Genomic DNA, 23,510 nt, shown 5'->3' with positions numbered 1-23,510 from the left:
CTTAGGGTGACCTTACCTGCCATCCGATGTGTGAGACGGCGCCGGGTCCGTTACCGGGCGGGGAGGCCGAGTGGCAGGATTCGAGGCATGTCAGACCAGTTCCGTGCCCCCGACGCCGGCCCAGCCGCCCCGTACGACGCACTCCTGCTGCTCTCCTTCGGGGGACCCGAAGGACCCGACGACGTCGTGCCGTTCCTGGAGAACGTCACCCGCGGGCGCGGCATCCCGCGCGAGCGGCTCAAGGAGGTCGGGCAGCACTACTTCGGCTTCGGCGGGATCAGCCCCATCAACGGGCAGAACCGCGAGCTGCTCGACGCCCTGCGCAAGGACTTCGCCGGTCACGGGCTGGACCTGCCGGTCTACTGGGGCAACCGGAACTGGGCGCCCTACCTGAACGACGTGATGCGCGAGATGGCGGCCGACGGGCGCCGCCGGATCGCGGTGCTCGCCACCAGCGCGTACGCCTCGTACTCGGGCTGCCGGCAGTACCGCGAGAACCTCGCCGACGCCCTGGCCGCGCTGGAACAGGACGGCGTGGAGCCGCCGCGGGTCGACAAGCTGCGGCACTACTTCAACCACCCCGGCTTCGTGGAGCCCATGATCGACGGTGTGGTGGCCTCGCTCGAAGCCCTGCCCGAGGAGGTGCGCGCCGGAGCGCACCTCGCCTTCACCACGCACTCCATCCCGACGGCCGCCGCCGACACCTCCGGCCCGGTCGAGGACCACACCGCCGACGGGGAGGGCGGCGCCTACGTCCAGCAGCACCTCGACGTCGCCCGCGTCATCGCCGAAGAGGTCGCGGTGCGCACCGGTGTCACCCGCCCCTGGCGGCTCGTCTACCAGTCCCGCAGCGGCGCCCCGCACATCCCGTGGCTGGAGCCGGACATCTGCGACCACCTGGAGGCCCTGCACGCCGAGGGCGCCCCCGCCGTGGTCATGGTGCCGATCGGCTTCGTCTCCGACCACATGGAAGTCCTGTACGACCTGGACACCGAGGCCACCGCCAAGGCCGCCGAGCTCGGTCTGCCCGTCGCGCGCTCGGCGACCGTCGGAGCCGACCCGCGCTTCGCCGGGGCCGTGCGGGAGCTCGTCCTGGAGCGGGCCGCCAAGGAGCGCGGCGAGACGCCGCGGGAGTGCTGGGTCGGCGCGCTGGGGCAGAGCCACGACCTGTGCGCGGTGGGCTGCTGCCCGGCGCGGGCCCCGCGGCCGGCCGCCGCGGGCGCGGACAGCCCGTACGCCCGGGAACGAGGAGCGAAGGCGTGATCTCCGAAGAGCTGAAGGCCGAACTGCTGGAGGTCGGCCTGGAGGCCGCCCGGCAGGCCGGGGCCCTGCTGCGCGACGGCCGGCCGGCCGATCTGGCGGTGGCCGCGACGAAGACCAGCCCGATCGACGTGGTGACCGAGATGGACATCGCGGCGGAGAAGCTGATCACCGGCATCCTCGCCGAGCGGCGGCCCGAGGACGGGATGCTCGGCGAGGAGGGCGCGGACACCCCGGGCACGAGCGGGGTGCGGTGGGTCGTGGACCCGCTGGACGGCACCGTGAACTACCTCTACGGCCTCCCGAGCTGGGGCGTGTCCATCGCCGCCGAGTACGGGGGCGAGACCGTGGTGGGCGTCGTGGCGGCGCCGATGCGCGGGGAGGTCTACCACGCGGTGCTCGGCGGCGGCGCCTGGCTGGGCACGGCGCGCCTGGCCTGCCGTCCGGCGGCCCCGCTGGACCAGGCGCTGGTCGGGACCGGCTTCGCCTACGTCCAGACCCGTCGGGCGCACCAGGCCGACGTGGCGCAGCGGATCATCCCGCTGGTGCGCGACATCCGGCGGGGCGGCTCGGCGGCCCTGGACCTGTGCGACGTGGCGGCGGGGAGGCTGGACGGCTACTACGAGCGCGGCCTGAACCCCTGGGACCTGGCCGCCGGCGACCTGATCGCCCGGGAGGCGGGGGCCGTGACCGGCGGCCGCCCCGGGGAGCCCGCCTCGGGCGAACTCGTACTGGCCGCCACCCCGGCCGTCTTCGCCTCGCTCCAGCCGCTGCTCGAAGAGGCCGGGGCCTGGCACGACTGAGCGACGGCGGCGGTGAACGCACGTGGACCCGGGCCGCCCCTTCGGGCGGCCCGGGTCCACGTCGTCCTTGTACGTCGCGTGAGCCGGCTCTCGCGAGCCGGTCAGCGGCCGGTCAGCAGGCGGGCGCGGCGGCCGTGACCGGAACGCCGTGCTCGGCGGCCAGGCGCTGGAGGTCCTCCAGCTCCGCCTGTTCCACTTCCGCGAGGAAGTCGTCGCCCGTCTCACGGGCGTGCCTGAGATCCGACTGCGTGGCCCTGATGCGCTGCAGGAGACCCGCGCTGAATGCGTCCATGATGGGTTCGCCCCCTCTTCGTGGGTCGGCGGCGGCACGTGGCAATACCGCCGTCAGGGAGTGGATGGGGTGTGCTCACGTCCTCCCCGGCACCCTGGGCACAGAAACCTCTCCGGGCAAGGGAATCCTCACTTCCGTCCCGCGGGCCCCTCCACGACCCGTCTTACAGCCGGTTTACGGCCGAAACGGGCAGGATGTACGACGCAATACACGTGTGCCCTTCTGGGCTCGGAGGAAGGAAACGACGTGCGCGTACTCGTCGTCGAGGACGAGCAGCTGCTCGCCGATGCGGTGGCCACCGGCCTGCGCCGGGAGGCCATGGCCGTGGACGTCGTGTACGACGGCGCCGCCGCCCTGGAGCGGGTCGGCGTGAACGACTACGACGTGGTCGTGCTCGACCGGGACCTCCCGCTCGTGCACGGCGACGACGTGTGCCGGAAGATCGTCGAGCTCGGCATGCCCACCCGCGTGCTGATGCTGACCGCCTCCGGCGACGTGAGCGACCGCGTGGAGGGCCTGGAGCTCGGGGCGGACGACTACCTGCCCAAGCCCTTCGCCTTCACCGAGCTGACCGCCCGCGTGCGGGCGCTCGGCCGGCGCACCACCGTCGCGCTGCCGCCCGTACTGGAGCGGGCCGGGATCAAGCTGGACCCGAACCGGCGCGAGGTGTTCCGCGAGGGCAAGGAGGTGCAGCTGGCGCCGAAGGAGTTCGCGGTGCTGGAGGTCCTCATGCGCAGCGAGGGGACCGTGGTCTCCGCCGAGCAGCTGCTGGAGAAGGCCTGGGACGAGAACACCGACCCGTTCACCAACGTGGTGCGCGTGACGGTGATGACCCTGCGCCGCAAGCTGGGCGAGCCGCCCGTCATCGTGACGGTGCCCGGCTCCGGATACCGGATCTGACCACGTGGCGACCACCCCGGCGCCACCGACGGCGCCACCGAAACCGAACTGGGACCCCGGCCAGCCCGAGGGTCCCTTCCCGTGGCTGAGGCCGACCATCCGGATACGCCTCACCCTGCTCTACGGCGGGATGTTCCTGATCGCGGGCATCCTGCTGCTGTCGATCATCTATCTGCTGGCGGCCCAGGCGCTGCGGCAGGGCAACGCACTGCCGTTCCAGATCGTGGGCGGCCAGGTGAAGGTCACCAGCAGCTCCTGTCCGGGAGTGGTGGGCCTCGAACTGACGCCCGACCAGTTCAACGCCGCGATCGGCCAGTGCATCCTCGAACAGCGCAGGCACGCCCTGGACGACCTGCTGAGCCGCTCGCTGATGGCCCTGCTGGGCCTGAGCATCATCGCCTTCGCCTTCGGCTACGCGATGGCCGGCCGGGTGCTCTCGCCGCTGGGCAAGATCACCCGTACCGCCCGCCGGGTGGTCGGCTCCGACCTGACCCGGCGGATCGAGCTGGACGGGCCGGACGACGAGCTCAAGGAGCTCGCCGACACCTTCGACGAGATGCTCGACCGGCTGGAGCGGGCCTTCACGGCCCAGCAGCGGTTCGTCGCCAACGCCTCGCACGAGCTGCGGACGCCGCTGGCGATCAACCGGACCCTGCTGGAGGTGCACCTGTCGGATCCGGGTGCCCCGGTGGAGCTCCAGCAGCTCGGCAAGACCCTGCTCGCCACCAACGAGCGCAGCGAGCAGCTGGTCGAGGGCCTGCTGCTGCTGGCCCGCAGCGAGAACCAGATCGTCGAGCGCAAGCCCGTGGACCTGGCGGAGGTCGCCTCGCGCGCCGTCGACCAGGTGCGGGGCGAGGCCGACGCCAAGGGCGTGGAGATCCGCGGCGAGCGCGAGCCGGCCGTCGTGCAGGGCAACGGCGTCCTGCTGGAGCGGATCGCCCTCAACCTGGTGCAGAACGCCGTCCGGTACAACGTGCCGGAGGACGGCTGGGTGGAGGTCACCACCGAGGCCCAGCACGGTCAGGCGGTGCTCCTGGTGTCGAACACGGGTCCCGTGGTTCCCGCGTACGAGGTGGACAACCTCTTCGAGCCGTTCAGGCGGCTGCGTACGGAGCGCACGGGCAGTGACAAGGGTGTCGGGCTGGGCCTGTCGATCGCGCGCTCCGTGGCGCGCGCACACGGCGGCAGGATCCAGGCGATGCCCCGGGAGGGCGGTGGCCTCGTGATGCGCGTCACTCTGCCTTTGTGAGACCCCCCACCCCGCGTTCGCTTTTGGCTGAATACTTGGCCCCTGAATCCATCCGCCCCTGTGTGATCGATCACAGTCGGCGGTGGCGGGCCTTGTGTGTTCGGTGACTCGGGGGCGGCCGGAACGCCCGGGAAGTCCGGGTTTCCGGCCCCCCGAATGGCGGGAAATACACGGGGTGGCGTTTGTGCAAGACGGCGCCCGGACCGTGTACGGTCCCGGTCGTCATCCCAGCCGATCGCCCCTTCAGGTGGGCGGCTGGGTGTCGATTGAGTAACAGACCTTGATGTGAGGCAAAATCTCCGCCTCAGGTCGGGCACAAGTCCGGCCTCTCGTGCGTTACGTGCGCTGAGACACCGCTAACACCCAGAGGGGGAGAGCGAACAATGGCAACGGACTACGACACCCCGCGCAAGACCGACGACGATGTCGACAACGACAGCATTGAAGAGCTGAAGGCTCGACGCAATGAGAAGTCGTCCTCGTCCGTCGACATGGACGAATTCGACTCGGCCGAGAGCCTGGAGCTTCCCGGTGCGGACCTCTCCAACGAGGAGCTGGCCGTTCGGGTCCTGCCCAAGCAGGCCGACGAGTTCACCTGCATGAGCTGCTTCCTGGTGCACCACCGCAGCCAGCTGGCACGCGAGAAGAACGGTCAGCCGATCTGTCGCGACTGCGACTGAGAGGCGTAGGCCGTGGCTGGCTCGACACCCTTTCGGAGGCGACCCTTCCGGAAGCAGGGTGATCCGGCGGAGACGCAGGTGGTGACCACGGACCCGGAGACGGGTTCCGAAGCCCCCGGCGGCTCCGCCAGTGCGGCACTCGCCGTCGCCTCCGACACCGCCCCGGCGGCGTCGGGCGCCGAGCCCGGCGAGGGGTCCCGGCGCGGTGCCGGGGGCCGTCGGCTGCAAGCCGTCAAGAACGGTGTGCGCAAGGGCGGCGAAGGCGTGCGCGGCGCCGCCCTCTACGTCACCGACAGGGTCATCGAGAACGCGCCGCGCGTTCCGGTCCGGGACCTCGCCACGCTGCGGGCGCAGTTCCCCGGCCTCGGTCCCGAGCAGCTCGCCGACAAGCTGATCTCCGGCGCCACCGCCGCCTCGGCGACCGTGGGCGCCAGCATCGGCGCGGCGGCCATGCTGCCGGTGCCGCCCGCGATGCCCGCCGAACTCGCGGCGGAGATCACCGGCGTCGCGGCGATCGAGCTGAAGCTCATCGCGGAACTCCACGAGGTCTACGGCCAGCGGCCGCACGGCAACCTCAAGGAGCGCACGTTCGCCTACCTGACCGCGTGGACGGAAGAGCGCGGGGTCGACCTCACCAAGCCCACGACGCTGAACGCCGCCCTCGGCGGGCAGATGAAGCGCGAACTGCGCCAGCAGATCATGAAGCGGATGATCCGCAGCCTGCCCAACCTCATGCCGTTCATGGTGGGCGCCGCGGTCGGAGCGGTCATGAACCGCCGCGACACCCGCAAACTCGCCGAGAAGGTCCGTGGAGACCTGCGCAGGCAGGCGGTGGCCTGGGAGGCCCTGCGCGCCCTGCCGCCCCTGGAACGGCCCGTGGAGCCCCTTCCCGAGGCCACCAGGGCAGCCCTGGAGGGTCCGGAGTACTTCACGCGCGGCTGACGCCCCCGCCGCCGCGTGCGCGGCGGCCCCGGGCAGGCCCGTCAGGCCGCCCGCGCCGCACGCAGGGCCGAGACCAGGGCCTGCGGTTCGCGGGTGGAGACGTAGACGTACGGGGTCGGGTCGGCGGGGTCGGTGACCTCGATGCGGACCGCCGTCGCCACGTAGCTGCGCATCAGCATGAAGGCCCGGGGGTCCGCCTTGTACGTGCGCCAGGCGCGCGCCTCCTCGGCGTCCAGGATCTCGGGCTCGCCCAGCGCCGACACCGGGATCCGCGCCTCGCCGGCGGCCAGCGCCCCGTTCACCACGCGCACGCGCGCGGAGCCGTACGAACTCACCACCAGGCCGGCCAGCGCGGTGCCGCCGACGAGGCCCGCCAGCAGCGGCAGCGTCCCCAGCGGCAGCAGCATCAGCGCGCCCGCGAGGCCGGTCATGACGGCGATGCCCCACCAGGAGCGGGGGGCGGTCAGGCGTTCGTCGTGGTGCGCGGTGGAGAGCTGCATGTGCTCAAGCCTGCCACGAGGCGACCGGCGGGTAGCCGCGCGGGTAAGGTCTGCGGCTGTGAGTGGACGAAACACAGCGTTGACGCCCCCGGACGATGCCGCCGCACCGGTCCGGCATCCCGACGCGCCGGCACCCGGTGAGCTCCTCGGTGCCCACTACGAGCACTGCTTCGGCTGCGGCGGGGGCCAGCCGCACGGGCTGCACCTGGAGGCCAGGGCCGGCGAGGGCGTGCGCGTCAGCGCCGAGTTCACCGTCAGGCCCGCCCACCAGGGCGCGCCCGGGCTCGCCCACGGCGGGGTGCTCGCCACCGCACTCGACGAGACGCTGGGCTCGCTGAACTGGCTGCTGCGGGTCATCGCCGTGACCGGACGGCTGGAGACGGACTTCGTGCGGCCGGTGCCCGTGGACACCGTGCTGTACCTGGAGGCCGAGGTCACCGCCGTCGCCGGCCGCAAGATCTACTGCACGGCCGTGGGCCGGATAGGCGGGCCGGAGGGCCCGGTCGCGGTCCGCGCCGACGCGCTCTTCATCGAAGTGAAGGTCGACCACTTCATCGACAACGGACGGCCCGAGGAGATCCGGGCGGCCATGGCCGACCCGGACCAGGTCAGGCGCGCACGCGCCTTTGAGGTGAACCCCTGATGTCCCTGAACGACAACGGACCCCGCCACGACGTGGACGTGCTGATCCGCCGCGTCGACCCGGAGGTGCCGATTCCGGCGTACGGGCACCCCGGTGACGCCGGCTGCGACCTGGTCACCACCGAGGCCGCCGTACTGGAGCCCGGTGAGCGCGCGGTGCTGCCCACCGGGGTCTCGATCGCCCTGCCCGACGGGTACGCGGCCTTCGTGCACCCGCGTTCGGGTCTGGCCGCACGCTGCGGGCTCGCGCTCGTGAATGCCCCGGGGACGGTGGATGCCGGGTACCGTGGAGAGATCAAGGTGATCGTGGTCAATCTCGACCCTCGCGAGAGCGTCAGGTTCGAGCGTTTCGACCGCATTGCCCAGCTGGTTGTCCAGCGGGTCGAGAAGGTGCGCTTCCACGAGGTGGCGGAACTTCCCGGCTCGGCCCGGGCCGAGGGGGGCTTCGGCTCCACCGGCGGTCATGCGGCCGTGGCCGGATCCGGCGCTGGTCAGCAGGGTGGGAATGGCTACGCTTCGGTCGTAACCGACCGGGAAGGACAGTGACGTGTTCGGACGTCGCAAGAAGAACGACTCCGCCAAGGACGGCGGCGCGGCCGAGCAGGTCGTAGACGGCGTCGCCGCTGAGCAGGACGACGCGGGCGAGTCGGACGCCGCCGAGGCGCCGCGCCGGATCAACCTGCCCCCGGCCCCGCGGCCGGACGGCCCCTGGGACGTCTCCGAGGTGCTCGGGAACCCGGCCGAGGGCCGGGTCGACCTGGGCGGCATCTTCGTACCCGGTGTCGACGGCATGGAACTGCGCGTCGAGGTCGCCGGGGACGCCATCGTGGCCGCCACCGTGGTGCTCGGCGACAGCGCCGTGCAGCTGCAGGCCTTCGCCGCCCCCAAGAAGGAGGGCATCTGGGGCGAGGTCCGCGACGAGATCGCCGCGGGCATCACCCAGCAGGGCGGCATCATCGACGAGGTCCAGGGCGCACTGGGCTGGGAGCTGCGCGCGCAGGTCCCCGTCCCGCTGCCCGACGGACAGACCGGTGCCCAGCTGGTCCGCTTCGTCGGCGTGGACGGCCCGCGCTGGTTCCTGCGGGGCGTCATCTCCGGCCAGGGCGCGGTGCGCCCCGAGTCGGCGGGCGTGCTGGAGCAGATCTTCCGGGACACCGTCGTCGTCCGCGGCGACGGCCCGATGGCCCCGCGCGACCCGATCGTCCTGAAGCTGCCCAACGACGCCCAGATGGTGCCGGACGGCGTGCAGACGGAGGAGCAGGAAGGCTCCCGCTTCGGCGGCGGCATGGGCCAGCTCGAACGCGGCCCGGAGATCACCGAGGTCCGCTGACCCGCTGACCGCGGACGGCCCCCGAGCACAGGGGGACGCGTCGTGTTTCCGGCCGGTGGGCCCCACCCCCTCGGGGTGGGGCCCACCGGCTTTCGCGCACCGCGGGCGCACCGCGGCGGCCCGCGTCAGAGATCCGTCAGGGATCGGCCCCGGGGCCGCGATCGGTGCGTGCCCGGCCCGGACGTCCCCGAGAATGAGCCCATGGGACGCGGCAAGCTCAGGATCTATCTCGGCGCGGCACCCGGCGTGGGCAAGACCTACGCGATGCTCTCGGAGGGGCACCGCAGGACGGAGCGGGGCGCGGACTGCGTCGTCGGCTTCGTCGAACACCACGGGCGGCCGCGCACGGAGGTCATGCTGCACGGCCTCGAACAGGTGGAACGCCGGACCCTGGCCCACCGCGGCGCCACCTTCACCGAGATGGACGTGGACGCGCTCCTCGCCCGCCGGCCCGCGATAGCGCTCGTGGACGAGCTGGCCCACACCAACGTCCCCGGTTCGCGCAACGCCAAGCGCTGGCAGGACGTGGAGGAGCTGTTGCGGGCCGGCATCGACGTGGTGTCGACCGTCAACATCCAGCACCTGGAGTCCCTCGGGGACGTGGTCGAGGCGATCACCGGGGTGCGGCAGCGGGAGACCGTGCCCGACGAGGTCGTCCGCAGGGCCGACCAGGTCGAGCTGGTCGACATGTCCCCCCAGGCGCTGCGCCGGCGGATGGCGCACGGGAACATATACAAGCCCGAGAAGGTCGACGCGGCCCTGTCCAACTACTTCCGGCCGGGCAACCTCACCGCACTGCGCGAGCTCGCGCTGCTGTGGGTGGCCGACCGGGCGGACGAGTACCTCCAGCAGTACCGGGGCGAGCACGGGATCCGCTCGACCTGGCAGGCGCGGGAGCGGATCGTCGTCGGGCTCACCGGCGGGCCCGAGGGGCGCACCCTCATCCGGCGTGCCTCGCGGATGGCGGCCAAGGGCTCGGGCAGCGAGATCCTCGCCGTCTACATCGCGCGCAGCGACGGCCTGACCGCCGCCTCACCGAAAGAGCTCGCGGTCCAGAGGACCCTGGTCGAGGACCTCGGAGGAACGTTTCACCACGTCATCGGCGACAGCATCCCCGACGCCCTGCTGGCCTTCGCCCGCGGGGTCAACGCCACCCAGATCGTCCTCGGCTCCAGCCGCCGCCGCTCCTGGCAGTACGTCTTCGGCCCCGGCGTCGGCGCGAGCGTGGCCCGCGACTCGGGGCCCGACCTCGACGTCCACATCGTCACGCACGAGGAGGTCGCCAAGGGGCGCGGGCTGCCGGTGGCCCGCTCGGCGGCCCGGCTCGGCCGCAACCGGATCGTGGCCGGCTGGGTGGTGGGAACCGTCTTCCCGGTGCTGCTGTGCCTGCTGCTCACGCACGTCGACGCCGATCTCGGGCTCGCCAACGACATGCTGCTCTTCCTGGCGCTGACGGTGGCCGCCGCACTGCTGGGCGGGCTCTGGCCGGCCCTCGCCTCCGCCGCCCTCGGCTCACTGCTGCTGAACTACTTCTTCGCCCCGCCGCTGCACCGGTTCACCGTGTCCGACCCCAGGAACATCGTCGCCATCACCGTCTTCTTCGGCGTGGCCGTCTCGGTGGCCTCGGTGGTGGACCTGGCCGCCCGCCGCACCCACCAGGCCGCCCGGCTGCGCGCCGAGTCCGAGATCCTCTCCTTCCTCGCCGGGAGCGTGCTGCGGGGCGAGACCACGCTGGACGCGCTGCTGGAGCGGGTGCGCGAGACCTTCGCCATGGAGTCGGTGGCCCTGCTGGAGCGGGCCGACGACCTGGAGCCCTGGAAACCGGCCGGCAGCGTCGGCCCCCACCCGGCGGCCCGGCCCGAGGACGCCGATGTGGACATGCCCATCGGCGACCACATGGCGCTGGCCCTGTCCGGACGCGTCCTGCCCGCCGAGGACCGCCGCGTCCTCGGCGCCTTCGCCGCCCAGGCGGCCGTGGTCCTCGACCGCCAGCGGCTGGTCGGCGAGGCCGAGGAGGCCCGCCGGCAGGCCGAGGGCAACCGGATCCGGACCGCCCTGCTCGCCGCCGTCAGCCACGACCTGCGTACGCCGCTGGCCTCCATCAAGGCCTCCGTGACCTCGCTGCGCTCCGACGACGTCGATTGGTCCGAGGAGGACCGCGCCGTGCTCCTGGAGGGCATCGAGGACGGCGCCGACCGCCTCGACCACCTCGTGGGCAACCTGCTGGACATGTCGCGGCTGCAGACCGGGACCGTCACCCCGCTGATCCGCGAGATCGACCTCGACGAGGTGGTCCCGATGGCGCTGGGCGGCGTACCGGAGGACAGCGTGCTGCTGGACGTGCCCGAGTCGCTGCCGATGGTGGCGGTGGACCCCGGGCTGCTGGAGCGGGCCGTGGCCAACGTCGTGGAGAACGCCGTCAAGTACAGCCCGGCCGGCACGCCCGTACTGGTGGCGGCCAGCAGCCTCGGCGACCGGGTCGAAGTACGGGTCGTCGACCGCGGCCCGGGGGTCCCCGACGAGGCCAAGGACCGGATCTTCGCCCCCTTCCAGCGGCACGGGGACGCCCCGCGCGGCGCCGGGGTCGGCCTCGGACTGGCCGTCGCCCGCGGCTTCACCGAGGCCATGGGCGGCACCCTCGCCGCCGAGGACACCCCCGGCGGCGGGCTGACCATGGTGCTGACCCTGCGCGCGGTGCCCGGCGGCCCGGTACCGGCCCGTGGCACGGTGGACGCCCGGCACGATGCCCGGCACGACGCGGGACGCGATCCCGGGGGCGGCGGGGGAGACGACCCCGGAGCCACGGGAGTCCCCGGCGCGGACCGCACCGGTACGGACCACTCCCTCGACACCGGTCACGACCGTGACCGGACGACGCGACAGAAGGCAGGACCTCAATGACCCGGGTGCTCGTGGTGGACGACGAGCCGCAGATCGTCCGAGCCCTCGTGATCAATCTGAAGGCGCGCAAGTACGAGGTCGACGCCGCGGCCGACGGCGCGAGCGCACTGGAGCTCGCGGCGGCCCGCCACCCCGACGTGGTCGTGCTCGACCTCGGCCTGCCGGACATGGACGGGGTGGAGGTGATCAAGGGGCTGCGCGGCTGGACCCGCGTGCCGATCCTGGTCCTCTCCGCCCGGCACAGCTCCGACGAGAAGGTCGAGGCCCTGGACGCGGGCGCCGACGACTACGTCACCAAGCCCTTCGGCATGGACGAGCTGCTGGCCAGGCTGCGCGCCGCCGTCCGCCGGGCCGAGCCGTCCGCAGGGTCCGGCGAGGACGAGGTGGTCGTGGCGACCGAGGGCTTCACGGTGGACCTGGCCGCCAAGAAGGCGGTGCGGGAGGGGCGCGACGTACGGCTGACCCCCACCGAGTGGCACCTGCTGGAGGTACTGGTCCGCAACGGCGGCAAGCTGGTCAGCCAGAAGCAGCTGCTCCAGGAGGTCTGGGGGCCCTCGTACGGCACCGAGACGAACTACCTGCGGGTCTACATGGCCCAGCTGCGGCGCAAGCTGGAGGCGGACCCCTCGCATCCGCGGCACTTCATCACCGAACCGGGCATGGGATACCGCTTCGAGAGGTAGTCGGCCCGCCGGTAGGCTTTCCTGTATGAGTGCTGAACCGCGTCCCGAGAAGCCCGCGAAGCCGGCCAGGCCGGCGGGCCGGTTCCGCCGGATGATCGAGCGGCTGTCCACCTCGCAGGAGGAGCTGCATTCCGCGGAGCTGCAGGAGGACGCAGAAGCCGCGGGCTGTACGCGGATCTGCGACTGCGACGACCGCCAGATAGTCAAGGTGACCGGCACCCTCCGCACGGTCACCCTCCGGCCGCGAGCCGGCGTCCCCGCCCTGGAGGCCGAGCTGTTCGACGGCTCCGGCGCAGTGGACGTGGTCTGGCTCGGGCGTCGCTCGATCGTGGGAATCGAGCCCGGGAGACGCATGATCGCCTCCGGGCGCATCTCCCTGAGTCACGGCCGTCGGGTGCTGTTCAACCCGAAGTACGAACTCCGACCGCTCGGACAGGAGCAGTAACCGGCGATGTCACTCGACAAACCGACCAACCCGGAACCCGGCGCCGAGCCGTCCGAGGACCAGAAGGCCGTGACGCAGGCGGCCCTGTTCGACGCGTTCGGGGGTGTCCGGGGCACCATCGAGACGATGCTGCCCGGACTGCTCTTCGTGATGATCTACACGATCAACAAGGACGTGAAGATGTCCGCCATCGCGGCGGGCGCGGTCGCGGTGCTGCTGGTGATCGTGCGGCTGCTGCGCAAGGACACGGTCAAGCACGCCTTCAGCGGGGTCTTCGGCGTGGGCGTGGGCGTGGCCTTCGCCCTGTTCACGGGCAGCGCGAAGGGCTTCTACCTGCCGGGCATGATCTACGGCGTCTGCCTGGGCCTGGCCTTCACGATCTCGGCGCTCGTGGGCTTCCCGCTGCTGGGCGTGATCCTGGGACCGGTCTTCAAGGAGAACCTGTCCTGGCGGACCCGCAACCCCGGGCGCAAGAAGGCCTACACCAAGGCCAGCCTGGCCTGGGGGCTGATCTTCCTCGCCAAGTACGCGATCCTCTTCCCCCTGTACTGGTGGGGCGACGCGACCCAGCTGGGCTGGGTCCTGATCGCGCTGAAGCTCCCGCCGATGGTCCTCGCGGTGTACTTCACCTGGGTCTTCCTGGCGAAGGCGCCGCCGCCGATCGACGTGATCGCGGAGTGGGAGGCCAAGGAGGCGGCCGCGGAGGCCCGCAAGGCACCGTCCCACCGGAAGGCCTGACCGGCCGGCACACGGCGCACCACGGCCCCCGAGGGGCCCTCTCCCGCCTCGGCGGGGGAAGCGCGAAGGGGGCGCACCCGGTCGGGTGCGCCCCCTTCGTCGTCGAGCGGTCCCGCAGGGCCAAGGGCTAGCGGCGGGCCTGGAGGAGGTCCTCCAGCTGCTCCTCGCGGGCCTGGGCGGCCACGAACAGCAGCTCGTCGCCCGGCTCCAGGGTCTCCTCGCCGTGCGGCGTCAGCACCCGGTTGCCCCGGATGATCGTCACCAGCGAGGTGTCCTCGGGCCAGCTGATCTCGCTGATCTGCGTACCCGCGACCGAGGAGTCGGCCGGCAGGGTCAGCTCGACCAGGTTGGCGTCGCCGTGGCTGAAGCGCAGCAGCCGTACCAGGTCGCCGACGCTCACGGCCTCCTCGACCAGGGCCGACATCAGGCGCGGCGTGGAGACGGCGACGTCCACGCCCCAGGACTCGTTGAAGAGCCACTCGTTCTTGGGGTTGTTGACGCGGGCCACCACGCGCGGCACCCCGTACTCGGTCTTCGCGAGCAGCGAGACGACGAGGTTGACCTTGTCGTCGCCGGTCGCCGCGATGACCACGTTGCAGCGCTGCAGCGCCGCCTCGTCCAGCGAGGTGATCTCGCACGCGTCGGCCAGCAGCCACTCGGCCTGCGGCACGCGCTCCACGGAGATGGCGGTCGGCGCCTTGTCGACCAGGAGCACCTCGTGGCCGTTCTCCAGCAGCTCGCCCGCGATGGAGCGGCCCACCGCGCCTGCCCCGGCGATAGCGACCCTCATGCGTGTGCCTCCTCAGGCCCCTCGGCGAAAGCCGCCTCGACCTTGTCGATCTCGTCCGTGCGCATCATCACGTGGACGAGGTCGCCCTCCTGCAGCACCGTCTGCGACGTGGGCAGCGTGGCCTCGCCCAGCCGGGTGAGGAACGCGACACGGACGCCGGTCTCCTCCTGGAGCTTGCTGACCTTGTGGCCGATCCAGGCGGGGGAGGTGTGCACCTCGGCGAGCTGCACGCCGCCGCTCGGGTCCCGCCACAGCGGTTCGGCGCCCGACGGCAGCAGCCGGCGCAGCATCTGGTCGGCGGTCCACCGCACGGTGGCGACGGTGGGGATGCCCAGCCGCTGGTAGACCTCGGCGCGCTTGGGGTCGTAGATGCGCGCGGCGACGTTCTCGACACCGAACATCTCGCGGGCCACCCGGGCGGCGATGATGTTGGAATTGTCACCACTGCTGACGGCCGCGAACGCGCCCGCGTCCTCGATTCCCGCCTCCCGCAGGGTGTCCTGGTCGAAGCCGACCCCGGTGACGCGGCGGCCGCCGAAACCGGCGCCGAGCCGGCGGAATGCGGTGGGGTCCTGGTCGACGACTGCGACCGTATGACCCTGCTGTTCCAGGGTTTGCGCGAGGGCGGAGCCCACTCTTCCGCAACCCATGATGACGATGTGCACGGCCGTCCTTCCGGCTGTCAGCGACTCGCTGGTTCCCAGCCTCATTGCATGCTCTGTTTCAACAGGGTCTCAGACCATGGCCCAAGCTACACACGGGCGGTCGCGGGTGTGACCTCTTGGGGCTTCCCGCGACGTTTCCGCAGCACACCCGGGTCACGCTCGTGGTGCGGTCGGGGAGGAATTGCGACGGACTTGCGGTATGAGGGGGTGGGGGGGTTCGTCAGCCGGATTTCGAACGCTTACGATCCTCTGCGTGTCCAAACTGACCGACGTGCCCAAACGGATCCTGATCGGCCGGGCGCTGCACAGCGACCGCCTCGGGGAAACCCTCCTTCCCAAGCGGATCGCCCTTCCTGTCTTCGCGTCCGACCCTCTCTCGTCCGTGGCCTACGCCCCGGGCGAGGTCCTGCTGGTCCTGTCGATCGCGGGCGTCTCCGCCTACCAGTACAGCCCCTGGATCGCCCTCGCGGTCGTGGTGCTGATGTTCACGGTGGTCGCCTCCTACCGGCAGAACGTCCACGCCTACCCCAGCGGCGGCGGCGACTACGAGGTGGCCAACACCAACCTCGGACCCCGGGCCGGCCTGACCGTCGCGAGCGCCCTGCTCGTCGACTACGTCCTGACCGTCGCGGTGTCGATTTCCTCCGGAGTGGAGAATCTCGGCTCCGCCGTGCATTTCGTCATCGAGCACAAGGTGCTCTCGGCGATCGTCATGATCCTTCTGCTCACGCTGATGAATCTGCGCGGCGTGAAGGAGTCCGGCAAGCTCTTCGCGATCCCGACCTATGTCTTCGTCGCCGCGGTCTTCGTCATGATCGGCTGGGGCGCCTGGAAGGGCATCGTCCTCGGCGAGACCATGTCGGCGCCGACGGCCGATTTCGAGATCGAACCCGAGCAGAAGGGCCTGGCCGGTTTCGCCATGGTCTTCCTGCTGCTGCGCGCCTTCTCCTCGGGCTGTGCCGCACTGACCGGCGTCGAGGCGATCAGCAACGGCGTGCCCGCCTTCCGCAAGCCCAAGAGCAAGAACGCCGCGACCACCCTCGCCCTGATGGGCGGCCTGGCCGTCACCATGTTCTGCGGGATCATCGGCCTGGCCATGGCCACCGACGTGCGGATGGCCGAGAACCCCGCCGTGGACCTGCTGCACAACGGCGTCCCGGTCGGCCCCGAGTACGTCCAGGACCCGGTGATCTCCCAGGTCGGCGAGGCCGTCTTCGGAGGCGGCAGCATCCTGTTCATCCTGCTGGCCACGGCCACCGCGCTGGTGCTGTTCCTGGCCGCGAACACCGCGTACAACGGCTTCCCGCTGCTCGGCTCGATCCTCGCGCAGGACCGCTACCTGCCGCGCCAGCTGCACACGCGCGGCGACCGGCTCGCCTTCTCCAACGGCATCGTGCTCCTCGCCGGCGCCGCCATACTGCTCGTCTGGATCTACGACGCGGACTCGACGAAGCTGATCCAGCTCTACATCGTCGGCGTCTTCGTGTCCTTCACGCTGAGCCAGATCGGCATGGTCCGGCACTGGAACCGGCACCTGAGGACGGAGCGCGACGTCTCCGCCCGCCGGCGCATGCACCGCTCCCGGGCGATCAACACCTTCGGCGCCTTCTTCACCGGCATGGTCCTGGTCATCGTCCTGGCCACCAAGTTCACCCACGGCGCCTGGGTCGCCCTGCTCGGCATGGTGATCTTCTACGGCACGATGACCGCGATCCGCAAGCACTACGACCGGGTCTCCGCCGAGATCGCCGCCGCGGAGGGCCCCAGCGACGACAGCGTGCGCCCCTCCCGCGTCCACTCGATCGTCCTGGTCTCCAAGGTGCACAAGCCCACGCTGCGCGCCCTGGCCTTCGCCAAGCTGACCCGCTCGGACACCCTGGAAGCGGTCAGCATCAGCGTCGACCCGGTCGAGACCAAGGCCCTGCGCGAGGAGTGGGACCGGCGCGGGATCAACGTCCCGCTCAAGATCCTCGACTCGCCGTACCGCGAGATCACCCGCCCGGTGGTCGAGTACGTCAAGGGCCTGCGCAGCGAGAACCCGCGCGACGCGGTCAGCGTCTACATCCCCGAGTACGTCGTCGGCCGCTGGTGGGAGCACCTGCTGCACAACCAGAGCGCGCTGCGGCTCAAGGGCCGGCTGCTCTTCACCCCCGGTGTGATGGTCACCTCGGTGCCCTACCAGCTGGAATCCTCGGAACTCGCCAAGCGCCGGGCGAAGAAGCGCCAGGACTGGAACGCCCCGGGCTCGGTCCGCCGCGGTCCGGTGGACACGCCGCGGCCGCCGAAGGCGCCGACCGGCAAGGGCTGAGGCGGTTGGTGAACGGCCGGACGAGATCCACGTAAACTGGTGGGTCGGTCGTCCGGCCGTTTCCCTTTTCCGGTTTTCTCATCCTTGGAGCCACCCCGCCATGACGCAGCAGAACGAGAAGCAGTCACTGGTCGGGGAGGAGTACGAGGTCGAGGTCGGTCCCGTCGCGCACGGCGGGCACTGCATCGCCCGGACCGCCGAGGGCCGTGTCCTGTTCGTCCGCCACACCCTGCCCGGCGAGAAGGTCGTCGCGAAGGTCACCGAGGGCGACGTCGACTCCCGCTTCCTGCGCGCCGACGCGATCACCGTGCTCGACGCCTCCAAGGACCGCGTCGAGGCCCCGTGCCCGTACGCCGGCCCCGGCAAGTGCGGCGGCTGCGACTGGCAGCATGCCAAGCCGGGTGCGCAGCGCCGCCTCAAGGGCGAGGTCGTCGCCGAGCAGCTCAAGCGGCTCGCCGGGCTCACCGCGGAAGAGGCCGGCTGGGACGGCACCGTGATGCCGGCCGAGGGCGACAAGCTGCCGGCCGGACAGGTGCCGCAGTGGCGCACGCGCGTGCAGTACGCGGTCGACGCGGACGGCACCGTCGGCCTGCGCAAGCACCGCTCGCACGAGATCGAGCCGATCGACCACTGCATGATCGCGGCGCCGGGCGTCAGCGAGCTCGGCATCGAGAAGCAGGACTGGCCCCAGATGGCCACGGTCGAGGCGATCGCCGCGACGGGCTCCCAGGACCGCCAGGTCGTCCTGACCCCCCGCCCCGGCGGCCGCCTCCCGCTGGTGGAGCTCGACAAGCCGGTCTCGGTCCTGCGGGTGGAGGAGAAGGACGGCGGGGTCCACCGCGTCCACGGCCGCCCCTTCGTCCGGGAGCGCGCGGACGGCCGTACGTACCGCGTGGGCATGGGCGGCTTCTGGCAGGTCCACCCGCAGGCCGCGGACACCCTGATCAAGGCCGTCATGCAGGGCCTGATGCCGCGCAAGGGCGAGATGGCCCTCGACCTGTACTGCGGCGTCGGCATCTTCGCGGGAGCCCTGGCCGAGCGCCTGGGCGAGACGGGCGCGGTGCTGGGCATCGAGTCGACGAAGCGCGCGGTGGAGGACGCCCGGCACAACCTGGCGGACTTCCCCCGGGTCCGCATCGAGCAGGGCAAGGTCGAGACGGTCCTGCCGAAGACCGGCATCACGGAGTGCGACCTGGTCGTCCTGGACCCGCCCCGCGCGGGCGCGGGCAAGCAGACGGTCCGCCACGTGGCCGGCCTCTCGGCGCGCCGCATCGCCTACGTGGCCTGCGACCCGGCCGCCCTGGCCCGCGACCTGGGCTACTTCAAGGAGTACGGCTACAAGCCCCGCACCCTGCGCGTCTTCGACCTCTTCCCGATGACCCACCACGTGGAGTGCGTCGCGATCCTGGAGCCCGCCGAGAAGGGTCACTGACCGGCGGCTCTCGCATCAGGTCGCAGCCCTGCTGCGAGAGCCGGCGGCGGCACGGCCCGGTCCTGTCGTCACTGGCTCGCCGTGGTCGGGATAGGCGTCGGGGTTGGTCAACGACCCTGATGCGCCGACCGGGTGGGTTCCCGTCCGGCGCCCCGGCCGGGACGGTCCAGCTCGCGCCACTCCCGGCGCAGCCCGGCGAGGCTCGTCGTGAGGAAGTACGCGGCCCCGGCGGCCGACAGCACCGCTACGAGTCCGGCTGACGTCACCGCCGCCCCCAGGAGCAGTCCGCCCAGGGGGACGCCGGCCCGGGCCACAGAGTCGCCCACGGCGTTGACCCGGCCCAGCAGCCGGCGCGGTATCCGTTCGTAGAGGACTGCGCCCAGGACCGGGTTGAGGAATCCCGCGCCGAACCCGCTCACCGCGAACACGGCGAGCACCACGCCCATCGGCGCGTCAGCCGCCAGGACGATGAAGCGCGGTGCCCCGGCAAGCAGGAACCCGGCAAAGAACACCGTCCGGCGGCGCAGCCGGTGCGCGTACACGGCGGCGACCAGGCTCCCGACGACCGCCGCCGCTCCCGTTGTTCCGCCCAGCAGCCCGATCGCCGCGGGCCCGTTGTCGGACTCTCTGGCCCAGACGGGGAGGAGCACGGTGGAGAATCCGGCGTCCAGCAGGTTGGTGACCCCGACCATGGCCACGATGGTGAGCAGCAGCGGCTCGCCGCGCAGAAAGGCGAGACCCTCCCCGAACCGCTGCCAGTAGCCCGCCTCGCCCCGCTTCTCAGGCTCTTCCGGCGCACCTTCCGCTCCGGGCTCCCGCCGGCTCTCCTCGTCCGGTGATGGGGCGGCCTCTGCCGCGTACCCCATGCCGCGAGGCAGTGTGACGGCGATGATCAGCGAACCGAGAACGAAGCAGGCCGCGTTGACGGCCAGACTCGTCAGGGGACCCAACAGCGCCACCAGGACACCCCCGGCGGCCGGGCCCACAGTGGCGGCGAGCCGCTCGATCACGCCGGACAGCCCGGCCGCCCGTTCCAGCGGGACCCGGCCGCGCTCGGCGGCCTCCGGGAGCAACACCTCCTTGGCCAGGTCGCCCGGGCCCCGGGCCGCGCCGATCAGCGCGACCAGGACGAGCAGGACCGGGAAGGAGAGCAGATCCAGGGCGTGCAGCAGCGGTACGGCGGCTGCGGCGAGCGCGCTGACCAGGTCGGTGGTCCAGGAGACGGTGCGCGGGCCTGTCCGGTCGACCAGAGGTCCGCTGAGCAGTTTGACCACGACGTAGGGGGTCATCTCGCAGAAGGCGACCAGTCCGGTCCGGGCGGCGCTGCCCGTGGTGGCGAGCGCGAACCAGGGCAGGGCAATGGCCGAGACCGCCGTGCCGGACAGTGAGACGGCCAGAGCCGTCAGCACTCCGGCGAGCGGCCGTAGGGTGCGCCGCCCGGGTGTAGGTCCGCCGACGGACTCGGCCACGGACTCGGCCACCGGCTCGGCCGCGGGCTCAGCGGTCGGCCCGGCGCCGTCCACCGCGCTCACTCCCCTGTCAGGCGGTTCATGCCGTACTCGTACAGCTTCGTCGTGGAGAGCATGAGGAAGCCGACGACGCCGAAGAGCCAGGCAGTGTTCTCCCGTGCGTTGCGCCGGATCCAACGGTCGATCCGGTTCAGGGCCGGGTGCAGGGAGCGGCCCGCGATCTGCTGGGCGACGGCGGCCAGTACCGCCGGGCCGATCATCACCAGGCAGTACAGGGCCAGCAGGGCAGCCTGTTCCACCCACGGCTGCCTGCTGCGGTCGAGGATGTCGATGGCGGCCAAGTAGGGGAACATCGTCGCGATTTCGAGGGCCACGGCGACGAGCGCCACGGTCACGACGCCGCGTGCGGTGGCCTTCGAGCCGACCGCCGCCTCCCGCCACCGGGTCAGCCGGCCCTGGTTGCCCTCCTCGCCCCGGTCGTCCCTGTCGCGTTTGACGAAGCCGTAGTAGAGCCCGAGGAGCAGGAGCGCCCCGCCGGCCACCGCGACCGCGGTGTCGCCGGCCGGCGAGGCGACGGCGTCGCCCAACGGCTCCCTGACCGCCGAAAGGCCGCCCAGCAGCAGGAGTCCCAGGGCCAGGTATCCGGCGCCGACGATGAACAGATACCCGTAGACGTTGCCGATGCGCAGGCCGCGCGGGGTCAGCAGGAACCAGACCGGGATCGCCAGGGTCGACACACTCACCGTGTCGAGCAGGGCGAGGGGCAGGATCTGGCCGAGAACGTCCACGGAGGCCTTTCACAGGAGAACGGGGGAGAGGGGAAGGAAGCGGGGAGTCACACGACCCCGGGCAGCCAGGTGTCCCGGCGTCCGGTGGCGTGTGCCACGCCGATGAGGACGCCCGCGCTACCGGTCCGCAGGTCGCCGGAGAGCTTGAAGTTGCCCGAGCCCGGATAGTGCACCTCGTCTTCGCGCAGACGGACTTCGTGCAGGCCGAGCTGTCGTGCGTGACGCTCGACAAGGGGGCCGGCCTGTCGCTCGTAACCCGCGTGGGAGAGCGTGGTCAGTGCGGCCATGAAGCCGGCGCGCCCTCTGAACAGGCCGCTCTGGACCATGAGCTCGGGTCCTGCCGCCCGGATCAGGTCGGGCACCGAGGTCCCGGCCGGATTCCAGCCCTCGTGTCGTTCGAGCTCTGCCAGCACCAACGCGCTCCCGCAGGAGCCCACTTCGAGATAGCCGAGGGTGCGCCGGCCCGCCTCGTTGAACTGCATCGAGCCGTCCGTGCAGCGGATGTACCCGGCGAACTCGAATTCCAGGAGCCCGCGGGCGAGTTCGACGGCCGCCCGGTCTCCGGTGGTGCGGCCGTGGCGGTGCACGGCGAGGGCGATACCGGCGACGCCGTGCATCAGGCCGTACGAGGTGGGGTCGGGGGTGTCGACGGCCCGTAGGGCGGTCAGCAGTCGGCCGGCGCGGTCCGTGAGTTCCGCGCCGAGGCGCTCGACGTACGAAGCGTCCGTCAACAGGCCGTCGGTTCCCGTCAGTTCGGCCACGGCCAGATAGACGCCGGCCAGACCGCCGAAGAGGCTCAGGCCGGCGCCGGCGTGGTCCTTGGCCAGTGCCGTGCCGACCAGTTCCGCCGCCTGCTCGGGGCGGCCGGCCCGCCACAGGGCGTACCCGGCGCCCAGCTCACTGTCGTACAGGCCGCATTCGAGCCGGGACGCGGCGGCTCGCCCGTGGGTGAAGGTCCAGTCGGCGATGCGCTCGACGAGGTCGTCCTGTTCGACCCCCTTGGTGCCGAGCAGCGACCACAACACTCCGGCGGAACCGGTGGCCAGGGCTACCGGGGGCATCGAGAAGCCGGTGTGGTCCCCGGGGAACAACCGGTCGGCGCGGTCGGCGTCCATCGTGGCGCGCAGTCCGGCCGTGAGCTGCGCGGCCCAGGACTCGAAGCCGAGGTGGTGGTCCAGGTGCGTGGACTCGGCGGTGCTCAACGCTCCGGCCGGGCGTACGGAGCCGGGGCGCGCGCAGGTGCGTTCGATGCGGTCGGCCCAGCTCTGCGGCAGGCCGAACCTGGCCCGGGCGGTGTCGAGGAGCTGGCGCAATTTCGTGTCGTCCATGGGGACGAGATGCGTCAGCGGCAGGTAGCAGGAGAGTTCCAGCAGGCGCAGCGCGTGCTCGTCGGCGGCGCGTCCCGTCTTGGCCGGATCGTTGAACCCGGGGGCGCCGGGGAACCGCCGGTCCGCGTCCTGGGGGACGCAGGCTTCGAGGTCGAGGAGTCTGACGTCGAGGTCGGGGGTGACCATCACATTGCCGGGGTGGAGGTCGCCGAAGATGTGGCCGCGTTCCCAGATGACGGCGACGGCGTCCCGTACCCGGTCGAGAATCGCCTCGACCTTCTCCCGGTAGGCGCGGATCTCCTCGGGGCGCGGCGGTTCGAAGGGATCGGCACGCAGCAGGTACGGCTGGTTGGCGGCGCACCACTCCTGCAGGGTGGTGCCCCGGATGTACTCGATCGCGGTGAACACGTGGGACTGCCAGGTGAACTGCTCGTAGGCAGCGGGGATCTCCGGCAGGTCGGCGAACCGGAGCATCGCCGCGTACTCAGCCCCGGCCCGGGTGACCGCGTCGGCGCCCACCAGGTCGTAACCGGCGTACGGCCGGGCCTCCTTGAGGACGACCTCGCGTCCGGTGGGCAGGTGGGTGGTGAGATAGACGCCGCCGGCGTTGGAGAAGTGCAGCGTCTTGTCGACGCGGTACGGGGGCACCGGGCCGGCGTCACCGGACGGTCCCGGCGCGGGGGCGGTGAACGCATCGGGGACGGTGACGAACGCCGGGGCACGGAACGGCACCGACCGTACGTCCGGGACCAGCCGGCCCTCGGGGTCCGCCAGGGCGAGACTGATTCCGCCCCTGGGGGTGCGACAGAAGCGTCTGGTGTAGGCGCCGTAGCGGACATGCACCACGCTGTTGCCGATCCGGAGGTCCGAGAGGATGCGTGGGCCGGGTATGCCGTCCAGCAGGGCAGCCAGTTCATGGGCGCCCTCGCGCGAACGGCGCTCGTCCGCCGGGTAGAGGACGATCCCCTTCCCGCTGATCTGCCGGGGCGCGTACTTGGCGTTGACCAGCCACGCGTACTCGTGCCGGGCGAGGAACTTGAACGGGGTGCCGTTCCCGAAGCAGTACCGCGCGACGGTGTCGAGCACGCCGGGGAACGTGTCCGGGGTGACGGCCACATGGATCTTCCAGCCCTGGCCGCGCAGGGGTTCGGGGCCGGGCCGGCAGACGGTCCATATGCCGTGCCGGGCCTGCTGCCAGCCGTCGGCGACTTCGGTTCCCGTGCCGCCGTCATCGCCGTCGGCGAGGCGCACCGGGCCCTTGCGGGTGCGGTGAAAGCGCGGGTCGTCGGGATGGGCCTGCCAGCGGGCGATGTCGTCGTACGCACGCGGGTCGGCAAAGGTGTACAGAAAGTGTTCCATCGCCGT

At 71.7% G+C, this 23,510-nt stretch carries 22 protein-coding genes; 15 read left to right on the top strand and 7 right to left on the bottom strand.

Annotated features, from left to right (window positions below; genetic code table 11):
- Window positions 1-87: 87 nt before the first annotated feature.
- Window positions 88-1,263, top strand: a complete 1,176-nt coding sequence (locus AB0O53_RS20425) for a ferrochelatase (protein WP_351000591.1) — start codon at window positions 88-90, stop codon at window positions 1,261-1,263.
- The gene (locus tag AB0O53_RS20420; RefSeq protein WP_403141266.1) at window positions 1,260-2,063 is read left to right on the top strand and encodes an inositol monophosphatase family protein; all 804 of its coding nucleotides are present in this window, start codon (window positions 1,260-1,262) and stop codon (window positions 2,061-2,063) included. The genes AB0O53_RS20425 and AB0O53_RS20420 overlap by 4 nt, the downstream gene beginning before the upstream one ends.
- 112 nt (window positions 2,064-2,175) lie before the next feature.
- Here AB0O53_RS20420 and AB0O53_RS20415 read toward each other — a convergent pair whose 3' ends face one another.
- Window positions 2,176-2,355: a hypothetical protein gene (locus AB0O53_RS20415; RefSeq protein ID WP_136229439.1), complete on the bottom strand. Its 180-nt coding sequence runs from the start codon at window positions 2,353-2,355 to the stop codon at window positions 2,176-2,178.
- Window positions 2,356-2,601: 246 nt separating this feature from the next.
- Between AB0O53_RS20415 and AB0O53_RS20410 the strand changes: the two genes are divergently transcribed.
- The 4 genes from AB0O53_RS20410 (at window position 2,602) to AB0O53_RS20395 (ending at window position 6,126) form a co-directional block, all read left to right on the top strand.
- The gene (locus tag AB0O53_RS20410; RefSeq protein WP_030008767.1) at window positions 2,602-3,255 is read left to right on the top strand and encodes a response regulator transcription factor; all 654 of its coding nucleotides are present in this window, start codon (window positions 2,602-2,604) and stop codon (window positions 3,253-3,255) included.
- A 4-nt stretch (window positions 3,256-3,259) separates the two neighbouring features.
- Complete coding sequence (locus tag AB0O53_RS20405; RefSeq protein ID WP_351000594.1) at window positions 3,260-4,504, top strand: sensor histidine kinase; 1,245 nt, start codon at window positions 3,260-3,262, stop codon at window positions 4,502-4,504.
- Between the two features lie 383 nt (window positions 4,505-4,887).
- Window positions 4,888-5,184, top strand: coding sequence for a DUF4193 domain-containing protein (locus AB0O53_RS20400; RefSeq protein WP_030036261.1), 297 nt, complete (start codon window positions 4,888-4,890; stop codon window positions 5,182-5,184).
- Window positions 5,185-5,196: 12 nt separating this feature from the next.
- On the top strand, window positions 5,197-6,126 hold the full coding sequence (locus AB0O53_RS20395) for a hypothetical protein (protein WP_365197225.1): 930 nt from the start codon (window positions 5,197-5,199) through the stop codon (window positions 6,124-6,126).
- A 41-nt stretch (window positions 6,127-6,167) separates the two neighbouring features.
- Here the strand turns inward: AB0O53_RS20395 and AB0O53_RS20390 are convergent, their stop codons facing one another.
- The gene (locus AB0O53_RS20390; protein ID WP_365197222.1) at window positions 6,168-6,626 is read right to left on the bottom strand and encodes a DUF3093 domain-containing protein; all 459 of its coding nucleotides are present in this window, start codon (window positions 6,624-6,626) and stop codon (window positions 6,168-6,170) included.
- A gap of 58 nt (window positions 6,627-6,684) precedes the next feature.
- On the opposite strand from AB0O53_RS20390, the gene AB0O53_RS20385 reads away from it, so the two are divergent.
- From AB0O53_RS20385 to AB0O53_RS20355, 7 genes are all read left to right on the top strand, one after another.
- Window positions 6,685-7,269, top strand: a complete 585-nt coding sequence (locus AB0O53_RS20385) for a PaaI family thioesterase (RefSeq protein ID WP_365197219.1) — start codon at window positions 6,685-6,687, stop codon at window positions 7,267-7,269.
- Window positions 7,269-7,814 (top strand): dUTP diphosphatase, encoded by a 546-nt coding sequence (gene dut, locus AB0O53_RS20380; RefSeq protein WP_351000604.1) that lies wholly within the window; start codon window positions 7,269-7,271, stop codon window positions 7,812-7,814. Before AB0O53_RS20385 ends, dut begins: the two co-directional genes overlap by 1 nt.
- 1 nt (window position 7,815) lies before the next feature.
- Window positions 7,816-8,598, top strand: a complete 783-nt coding sequence (locus AB0O53_RS20375) for a DUF3710 domain-containing protein (protein WP_351000606.1) — start codon at window positions 7,816-7,818, stop codon at window positions 8,596-8,598.
- 201 nt (window positions 8,599-8,799) lie between these two features.
- Window positions 8,800-11,499: a DUF4118 domain-containing protein gene (locus tag AB0O53_RS20370; protein WP_365197216.1), complete on the top strand. Its 2,700-nt coding sequence runs from the start codon at window positions 8,800-8,802 to the stop codon at window positions 11,497-11,499.
- A complete protein-coding gene (locus AB0O53_RS20365) occupies window positions 11,496-12,182 on the top strand; it encodes a response regulator (protein WP_031146595.1) in 687 nt (228 codons plus the stop codon). The genes AB0O53_RS20370 and AB0O53_RS20365 overlap by 4 nt, the downstream gene beginning before the upstream one ends.
- Window positions 12,183-12,207: 25 nt before the next feature.
- A complete protein-coding gene (locus AB0O53_RS20360; RefSeq protein ID WP_351000611.1) occupies window positions 12,208-12,627 on the top strand; it encodes an OB-fold nucleic acid binding domain-containing protein in 420 nt (139 codons plus the stop codon).
- Between the two features lie 6 nt (window positions 12,628-12,633).
- Complete coding sequence (locus AB0O53_RS20355) at window positions 12,634-13,365, top strand: DUF3159 domain-containing protein (protein WP_351000614.1); 732 nt, start codon at window positions 12,634-12,636, stop codon at window positions 13,363-13,365.
- 127 nt (window positions 13,366-13,492) lie between these two features.
- On the opposite strand, the gene AB0O53_RS20350 is transcribed toward AB0O53_RS20355, so the two are convergent.
- Window positions 13,493-14,155 (bottom strand): potassium channel family protein, encoded by a 663-nt coding sequence (locus tag AB0O53_RS20350; RefSeq protein ID WP_030650639.1) that lies wholly within the window; start codon window positions 14,153-14,155, stop codon window positions 13,493-13,495.
- Window positions 14,152-14,820 carry a potassium channel family protein gene (locus AB0O53_RS20345; RefSeq protein ID WP_351000733.1) on the bottom strand — a complete coding sequence of 223 codons (669 nt, stop codon included), beginning with the start codon at window positions 14,818-14,820 and terminating at the stop codon, window positions 14,152-14,154. Before AB0O53_RS20345 ends, AB0O53_RS20350 begins: the two co-directional genes overlap by 4 nt.
- 253 nt (window positions 14,821-15,073) lie before the next feature.
- Between AB0O53_RS20345 and AB0O53_RS20340 the strand changes: the two genes are divergently transcribed.
- Window positions 15,074-17,128, top strand: a complete 2,055-nt coding sequence (locus AB0O53_RS20340; protein WP_365197212.1) for an APC family permease — start codon at window positions 15,074-15,076, stop codon at window positions 17,126-17,128.
- A gap of 100 nt (window positions 17,129-17,228) precedes the next feature.
- The gene (locus AB0O53_RS20335) at window positions 17,229-18,560 is read left to right on the top strand and encodes a class I SAM-dependent RNA methyltransferase (protein ID WP_365197209.1); all 1,332 of its coding nucleotides are present in this window, start codon (window positions 17,229-17,231) and stop codon (window positions 18,558-18,560) included.
- A gap of 107 nt (window positions 18,561-18,667) precedes the next feature.
- Here AB0O53_RS20335 and AB0O53_RS20330 read toward each other — a convergent pair whose 3' ends face one another.
- The 3 genes from AB0O53_RS20330 to lanKC are packed head-to-tail and all read right to left on the bottom strand — an operon-like array spanning window position 18,668 to window position 23,504.
- On the bottom strand, window positions 18,668-20,029 hold the full coding sequence (locus AB0O53_RS20330; RefSeq protein ID WP_435886663.1) for an MFS transporter: 1,362 nt from the start codon (window positions 20,027-20,029) through the stop codon (window positions 18,668-18,670).
- Between the two features lie 59 nt (window positions 20,030-20,088).
- Window positions 20,089-20,817 carry a GAP family protein gene (locus AB0O53_RS20325; protein WP_351000635.1) on the bottom strand — a complete coding sequence of 243 codons (729 nt, stop codon included), beginning with the start codon at window positions 20,815-20,817 and terminating at the stop codon, window positions 20,089-20,091.
- A gap of 47 nt (window positions 20,818-20,864) precedes the next feature.
- The gene (gene lanKC / locus AB0O53_RS20320; protein WP_365197206.1) at window positions 20,865-23,504 is read right to left on the bottom strand and encodes a class III lanthionine synthetase LanKC; all 2,640 of its coding nucleotides are present in this window, start codon (window positions 23,502-23,504) and stop codon (window positions 20,865-20,867) included.
- Window positions 23,505-23,510: the final 6 nt, after the last annotated feature.

The sequence above is a fragment of the Streptomyces erythrochromogenes genome, assembly GCF_040684695.1.
In the GTDB taxonomy this organism is placed as follows: Bacteria; Actinomycetota; Actinomycetes; order Streptomycetales; family Streptomycetaceae; genus Streptomyces; species Streptomyces erythrochromogenes_C.
The sequence above is the reverse complement of the archived record's forward strand: the minus strand, read 5'-3'. Positions and strand labels throughout refer to the sequence as shown.